This is a genomic window from Dehalococcoidia bacterium (assembly GCA_041653995.1).
In the GTDB taxonomy this organism is placed as follows: Bacteria; Chloroflexota; Dehalococcoidia; order GIF9; family UBA5629; genus CAIMUM01.
Window position 1 is genome coordinate 1 of record JBAZEK010000034.1, and the last position, 5,360, is coordinate 5,360.

General features: G+C 54.0%; 13 protein-coding genes. 7 read left to right on the top strand and 6 right to left on the bottom strand.

Annotated elements, in window-relative coordinates:
* From WC359_14615 to WC359_14645, 7 genes are all read left to right on the top strand, one after another.
* A partial coding sequence (locus WC359_14615) for a hypothetical protein (protein ID MFA5401680.1) occupies window positions 1–192 on the top strand: 192 nt, incomplete at its 5' end.
* Window positions 193–244: 52 nt separating this feature from the next.
* Entirely contained in the window at window positions 245–463 is a 219-nt protein-coding gene (locus WC359_14620; GenBank protein ID MFA5401681.1) for a hypothetical protein, read from the top strand.
* A gap of 42 nt (window positions 464–505) precedes the next feature.
* A complete protein-coding gene (locus tag WC359_14625; GenBank protein MFA5401682.1) occupies window positions 506–829 on the top strand; it encodes a hypothetical protein in 324 nt (107 codons plus the stop codon).
* A 26-nt stretch (window positions 830–855) separates the two neighbouring features.
* Complete coding sequence (locus WC359_14630) at window positions 856–1,200, top strand: hypothetical protein (GenBank protein MFA5401683.1); 345 nt, start codon at window positions 856–858, stop codon at window positions 1,198–1,200.
* A 1-nt stretch (window position 1,201) separates the two neighbouring features.
* On the top strand, window positions 1,202–1,429 hold the full coding sequence (locus WC359_14635) for a hypothetical protein (protein ID MFA5401684.1): 228 nt from the start codon (window positions 1,202–1,204) through the stop codon (window positions 1,427–1,429).
* A 69-nt stretch (window positions 1,430–1,498) separates the two neighbouring features.
* Window positions 1,499–2,326 (top strand): hypothetical protein, encoded by an 828-nt coding sequence (locus WC359_14640; GenBank protein ID MFA5401685.1) that lies wholly within the window; start codon window positions 1,499–1,501, stop codon window positions 2,324–2,326.
* Window positions 2,327–2,334: 8 nt separating this feature from the next.
* The gene (locus WC359_14645; GenBank protein ID MFA5401686.1) at window positions 2,335–2,502 is read left to right on the top strand and encodes a hypothetical protein; all 168 of its coding nucleotides are present in this window, start codon (window positions 2,335–2,337) and stop codon (window positions 2,500–2,502) included.
* An 81-nt stretch (window positions 2,503–2,583) separates the two neighbouring features.
* On the opposite strand, the gene WC359_14650 is transcribed toward WC359_14645, so the two are convergent.
* The 6 genes from WC359_14650 to WC359_14675 are packed head-to-tail and all read right to left on the bottom strand — an operon-like array spanning window position 2,584 to window position 5,322.
* On the bottom strand, window positions 2,584–3,012 hold the full coding sequence (locus tag WC359_14650) for a RusA family crossover junction endodeoxyribonuclease (GenBank protein ID MFA5401687.1): 429 nt from the start codon (window positions 3,010–3,012) through the stop codon (window positions 2,584–2,586).
* The gene (locus WC359_14655; protein MFA5401688.1) at window positions 2,999–3,601 is read right to left on the bottom strand and encodes an HNH endonuclease signature motif containing protein; all 603 of its coding nucleotides are present in this window, start codon (window positions 3,599–3,601) and stop codon (window positions 2,999–3,001) included. The genes WC359_14650 and WC359_14655 overlap by 14 nt, the downstream gene beginning before the upstream one ends.
* Window positions 3,602–3,605: 4 nt before the next feature.
* Window positions 3,606–4,055 carry a hypothetical protein gene (locus WC359_14660; protein ID MFA5401689.1) on the bottom strand — a complete coding sequence of 150 codons (450 nt, stop codon included), beginning with the start codon at window positions 4,053–4,055 and terminating at the stop codon, window positions 3,606–3,608.
* A complete protein-coding gene (locus WC359_14665) occupies window positions 4,052–4,333 on the bottom strand; it encodes a hypothetical protein (protein MFA5401690.1) in 282 nt (93 codons plus the stop codon). The genes WC359_14660 and WC359_14665 overlap by 4 nt, the downstream gene beginning before the upstream one ends.
* Window positions 4,334–4,337: 4 nt before the next feature.
* Entirely contained in the window at window positions 4,338–5,162 is an 825-nt protein-coding gene (locus tag WC359_14670; protein MFA5401691.1) for a hypothetical protein, read from the bottom strand.
* Window positions 5,143–5,322, bottom strand: coding sequence for a ribbon-helix-helix domain-containing protein (locus WC359_14675; GenBank protein ID MFA5401692.1), 180 nt, complete (start codon window positions 5,320–5,322; stop codon window positions 5,143–5,145). Before WC359_14675 ends, WC359_14670 begins: the two co-directional genes overlap by 20 nt.
* Window positions 5,323–5,360 lie beyond the last annotated feature (38 nt).

Below are 5,360 nucleotides of genomic sequence, written 5' to 3' on the forward strand. Positions count from 1 at the left end.
AAGGCCAATGGACATATCGTCGCATTGGTTCAGCGGGAGGGGCAGGTATCCAAGCCGGACGCCGTGGAATACCTCATGCGGAGCATGGGCATCGGCCAATCGACCGCTTACAAATACCTCGACCTGATTGTTGGGCGAGGGAAGGAAATCCGCCAGGAAGGTCTAAGGGACGCCGTGCTGGTGTTGGCATAAACCTTTTCCGCTTTTTTCATTTTCTGTTTTAAAATCGTGCCATTGAGGTATCATGTACGACCCCCTGAACGACCCGATGGCCAGCCCCGCTTATTGGAAGGACAAGCCCAGGAATACCACCTGGGAGCAGGAACGGGCTGGACGCCATGTCGCTTTGAAATTGTGCGATTCGATGGATTGCCAAATCGACGCCCTGAAAAAGGAAATCGCCATGCTCCGCAAGAGCGTGTCGATAAATCAGCCCGATGCGGACAAAATCGTAAAGCTCTAAACCTCTTCACCTTTTTTATATTTCCTATCTCATATAGTCATCATGCCATCGCCCGAGGGGATGTTTGTCAAGGCCACCGTTGTTTTTCATCCAGGCACCCAGGATAGGCGGAGGCGTGTCGTCCTTGAAGAGTTCAGGCGTGTTTTTTTCCGTGGCTGTTCTATCGAGCAGGGAACGCCAAATATCCTCCAATGGTCTTTTGAAGGAATGTTCTGGGACGGCGGTGCCGAAGATAACGCCCCGCTGATTAACGACCTCAAGAGCTATTTACAAAAACTTCTGGCATCCGACGCCCTGACCCATTTTTCTATCCACTATTATGATTTGGTCCCCACCAAGACCATCGCTTACGCCCCTCGCCCGTAGTTTCTGATTTGGAATAGTATCATTGCATGACCGTTGGTCGTGCGGAGGACAACATGAGCGAGAAGATGTATGTCGTTCAGTTCGAGGCGTACTTCAAAGAAGGGACCACGGAACAAAAGATTCGTTCGTTGGTCAGGGGCGTGGATGAGCGTTGCCCGTTTCCATTGCGGGTCAGCCGTTACGACGAGCGGTCTATAAAGGAGGTCAATTTCGTTGATAACTGCACCCCCTTCAACCACAAAGAGTTCATGGATGCGGTGCAATCCCTCATTGACGCCAATGACCCGTGTGTAATTTGTGTGGGTGCCTATATCTGGTGCATGGACCCGGACTCCCCAGACAAGAAAAGAACCTTCACACGGAGCGGTTGAGATGTTCATCGCAAAGGACACCAGGATGGTCCTGATAAACAAGCGGGCCAGCGAAAGCACCAGGAAGTACATCGGCAAGGCAATCAGGGACTTCGACACCGAGGACGAGTGGTGGCCCATCGTCGTGGACCAGGACCGCCCGATACACGGCATAAGCCGAGTATGGGGCCGTGGCGACGAGATTCCCGCCAGGAAGGGGCTGACAACGCTCGTTGAAGTGCTGGACTAAAACCTATTCCTATTTCTTTTTTCATTTTCTGTTTTAAAATAGTTCTATTGAAAGCATGAACGACCGTTCATGCTCAAGGAGCAAGACATGAAGAAAATCGAAGAGTACACGACCCTCGATGCGTACCCGGCGTTCCTCATCACCCGTGCCGCCCTCAACGACATCATAGAGGCGAGTTCCTGGCTGACCGATGAGGTCAGCCTGCGATTCACCAAGGATGGCATGTGGGCCAGGTTCACCGACCCGGCCCATGTGAGCATGACCGAACTGAACCTGCCCAAGGAAAAGTTCGCCCAATACGACTTCCAAGGAGAGGCGGTCCTGAACATCGACATGGACGCCATCAAGGACATGCTGAGGCATGTGGAGAAGTCCGAGAAGGTCTTTAGCATGAGGGCCATAGAAACCCCGTCCAGACACGAGGATGGCACCCCAATCAAGTACCTGGCAATCACGGTGGACTCCCCGTTCGACTCCGCAGGATTCGTTCGCTATGGCGTTCCCCTGCTCAAGGACGAACTTCCCCTACCCAAGTACCCTGCCCTGACCCTGCCAACGACCGTCCCGCTCAATATGCTGTTGGTGTACAAGGCGGGAAGGATATTGGAAAGCTTCACGGACCATGTGGTCATGGAGTACGACACGGGCGTACTGAGCTTGTCCAGCGAGAACGACCACGGGAACCGTTGCATCACGATGGCTGTTGATGGCGGGGAATCGCCATCCGTGCGTAGCCTGTTCCCTATGGACTACTTCATGGGGTTCGTGAGGGCGCATAAGAACGCCAAGGAAGCGACGCTGAACATGGGGACCGACCTTCCGATGGTGCTGATGGCCACCATGCCCTCCGGCCTGACGGTCAAGGCCGCCATCGCACCGAGGATTGAGAACGACTAGGTGAGAACATGCCGACGCTGGAACTGACGATGGCCCAGGCGGAAATCCTGAGCTACATGGTCGAGGATTGGGTGTCGGGAATCGAGCCTGATTCCAACACCCTCAAGAGGGACCTGGATTGCACCGAAGAGGACATCCAGAAGGTCTATGACCTCGTTATCGACCTTCTTGATTGAAACGCTTTACCTTTTTTCTTATTTTTATTGTTGTGTCATAATATCCTAGTTTTTGGGATGTTATGACTTTGTTATTTAACGTCAATCTCGCCTCTTTCGCACCGCAATCGCCAGCCCTGGCCCCTCGTCCTTGGCGTAACGCTTGTCAGCGACAATCCTTACTACTTGTGAATCGTCCGGGAAGATGATTCCCGTAAGCCCGTCCAGGACCGCTCTCACTAGTTTGTCCAGGTCCGGGCGTTTGGTGTTGAGCGTCCACTTTTTCGGTTGGCTCTTGGGCCGCTCGAACACGAAGATGAGTTCGATTTCGTACCCGATTCTTTGGTCGTCCTCATAGAACGCTCCTGACTCTAACGCCCGTTGAGCTTCCGAGGCCACCCGTTGCCGCCAAGCGTCCGTGTTCTTGTTGCTGTGCGTGGTTACGACCTTCTGCACCTTCTTGATGTAGAACGCCTTGGTAGAACCTTGCGGAACGGGCGTTCCAGCCACGAAGAACTCAATCTCGTTCAAGATATTCCTCCAATTTCGGCATGCCCTTGACCTTGGCGGCCTTCTTTTCCTTCTGCCGCTCCCTGCCGTTCTCCCGATGGAGTTCGGCGGTATATAGGTCGTGGCATTGGTCGCACACGGTCTTGAGGTTCCTGGGGTGATGGGTGCCGCCCTTGCATCTGGGGATGATGTGATGGACCTCAAGCTCGAACCAGGAATCCGTGCCGTGATAATTGTAGCCACCTGGCTCGATGCGGTGCCATGCGAATTCGTGGTTGCCGTCCTTCTTCCAGATGATTTTAGCATCAGCTATCCTTGATGATTTTGGTGCAATGGTGCCGTTCTCGCACCTCAGGCCGCAATCCTGGCAGGTGAAATTGTCCCGCTTCAGGATGTGATTCCTGATTGCGAACCAAAACCGCTGTTGCCAGAAATCCGTGAACGTCCCAGGGAAGGGGTCGTCGGTAGAGCCTTCGGGAGCCCAGGATTCGTTCTTCTTCTCCATGTCGGCCAGCAGTTCCTTTAGTTTTCCGTACTGCTGGCAATAAATTTGGGATGCGGAGCCATCGTGGTGCCTGCGACCGCAGATGGGGCAATCGACCAGGACCACGCCATCACCGAATCATGTGGACCGGGAAGATGACCGCCCCGTACTCTTCCTTCAGGAACCCCGCCGTGATGACCGATTGGAGCTTGGGCTTCACGGAACGGGTCGTCGTTCCGAATTGGTCAGCAAGCAACGCCACCAGGCGGTCCTTCGGCAGCTTCTTGGGGGGCTTGCCATCGGTGGCCTCGTCCCCGAAGATGTTTATGACCCCATTGAAGGTTTCCCGCAGCGTCCCGTGGGGCATGCGGTCCTCATCCCAGATGTTCTTTAGCCCCTCGTACTCGATGTTCATCTTCTCTTCCAGCTTGCGCTTGGCCACCCGAGCCTTGAGTTCCTTGAAAGAATCGAACATCTCCATGATGTCATAGAGGTCCTGCCAATCCATGAGGTCCATGACATGCTCGTCCTCCTTGGCGTCGGTGATGAGGCTGACCTGCTTGGGGATGTAGAGCCTCATGGATTCACTCTCTTGCGTAGCTCATCGGCGGTCATCGGCTTGCGGTCGTCCACCAGGATGATGTCCCCGGTAATCAGCACGGACGCCCGTTTGAGGTAAATCCATTCGTTCACCATCATATCGAAGGCTCCGTCCCGCTCCATCATCCTGCACATCCCCCGCAGGAAATCGGCCTGCTCCGCCGTGAACAGCACGTTATGGCTGCCCAGGGCAGTCTGCTGGCGTATCAGGTCGTTCACGAACTTGCCCTCGTCAAAATCCTTTGGTATCTCTCCCATGTTTTCACCTTTGTGGTTGGTTCTTCATTATGATGCTGTCCGCTCCCTCATAAATGGTCTTGAACTCCTTGAGATAGGCGTCCGCATCCCATTGGCGTTTAACAGCGTCGTCCCGCAGACGGTTCACGATTCCAACAAGATATTCGTCCTTGCCACCGTTGTTCATGGTGCCAACGACCTTCTGGGCTCCGATGGCGGCACGGGCCACGTTGAAAATCCTGGCGGGTATGGCCAACGATTCGTTGCTAAGATACGACCGCCAATATTGGACCATGCCTTCCGATAACAGGCGTTTCCATTTCTCCGCATCGGATTCGTTCGATGCCTGGGTCGGGAGTGTTTTCTTCAACTTCGCCTGATTAGCCTGGGCGGTCTGCACCATCATAACCTTGGTGGCCACGAAGTCATCCACGGAGTTGCCTGTAGTACCGATGAGCGTGGCATTGGCCGTAGCCCACGTCTGGATGCCTTCTGCTGTGGTGGCGTTGCATTGCCTCAAGAGTTCGTCCAGCGGCATCACGGGCTTGGGTTCTGCATGAACGGTCGTTGCCTGGACCTCCGCCATGCGCTCTTCCACCTTGGCGGATATGAGGTCGTCGAGCGTTGCTTCAAGGTCCCTGATTAAAATCTGCTTGTTTGCCTGCAACTCTTCTATAATATCTGATGTAGCGGAACTATGCCCAAATCCCTGGGTCAGAAGATAATTGTTGGCGAGTATGTCCACAGCATCCGACAGGTTCTTGGCCAGCTTCTTTCTCAAAATGTCATCAAGGACATCCAGCGTTTGCTTCGATACGGAAACCGAGAGCTTACTGCGGATTCGTGGCAACCGCCTCACCTCCGGCGTTCGCCTTCTCCCGTGCCTGCCGAATGAACTCGTCTATGGCGTGAGAGCGATTGCGCCACCGCTTCTCTTCGATTTGTTGGTCCAGCCAATTGATGTTGTCCTCTTCCAGCGTGAAGGAATAACCTTGCTTATTATTGCCCATGAAAATCCCCGCTGCGTTCGGTTAGAACGTTGTGTGTA

Coding starts and splice junctions, on each gene's coding strand:
- WC359_14635 (MFA5401684.1), top strand. CDS start 1,202: ATGTTCATCGCAAAGGACACCAGGATGGTCCTGATAAACAAGCGGGCC.
- WC359_14645 (MFA5401686.1), top strand. CDS start 2,335: ATGCCGACGCTGGAACTGACGATGGCCCAGGCGGAAATCCTGAGCTAC.
- WC359_14625 (MFA5401682.1), top strand. CDS start 506: ATGCCATCGCCCGAGGGGATGTTTGTCAAGGCCACCGTTGTTTTTCAT.
- WC359_14665 (MFA5401690.1), bottom strand. CDS start 4,333: ATGGGAGAGATACCAAAGGATTTTGACGAGGGCAAGTTCGTGAACGAC.
- WC359_14630 (MFA5401683.1), top strand. CDS start 856: ATGACCGTTGGTCGTGCGGAGGACAACATGAGCGAGAAGATGTATGTC.
- WC359_14620 (MFA5401681.1), top strand. CDS start 245: ATGTACGACCCCCTGAACGACCCGATGGCCAGCCCCGCTTATTGGAAG.
- WC359_14640 (MFA5401685.1), top strand. CDS start 1,499: ATGCTCAAGGAGCAAGACATGAAGAAAATCGAAGAGTACACGACCCTC.
- WC359_14660 (MFA5401689.1), bottom strand. CDS start 4,055: ATGAGGCTCTACATCCCCAAGCAGGTCAGCCTCATCACCGACGCCAAG.
- WC359_14675 (MFA5401692.1), bottom strand. CDS start 5,322: ATGGGCAATAATAAGCAAGGTTATTCCTTCACGCTGGAAGAGGACAAC.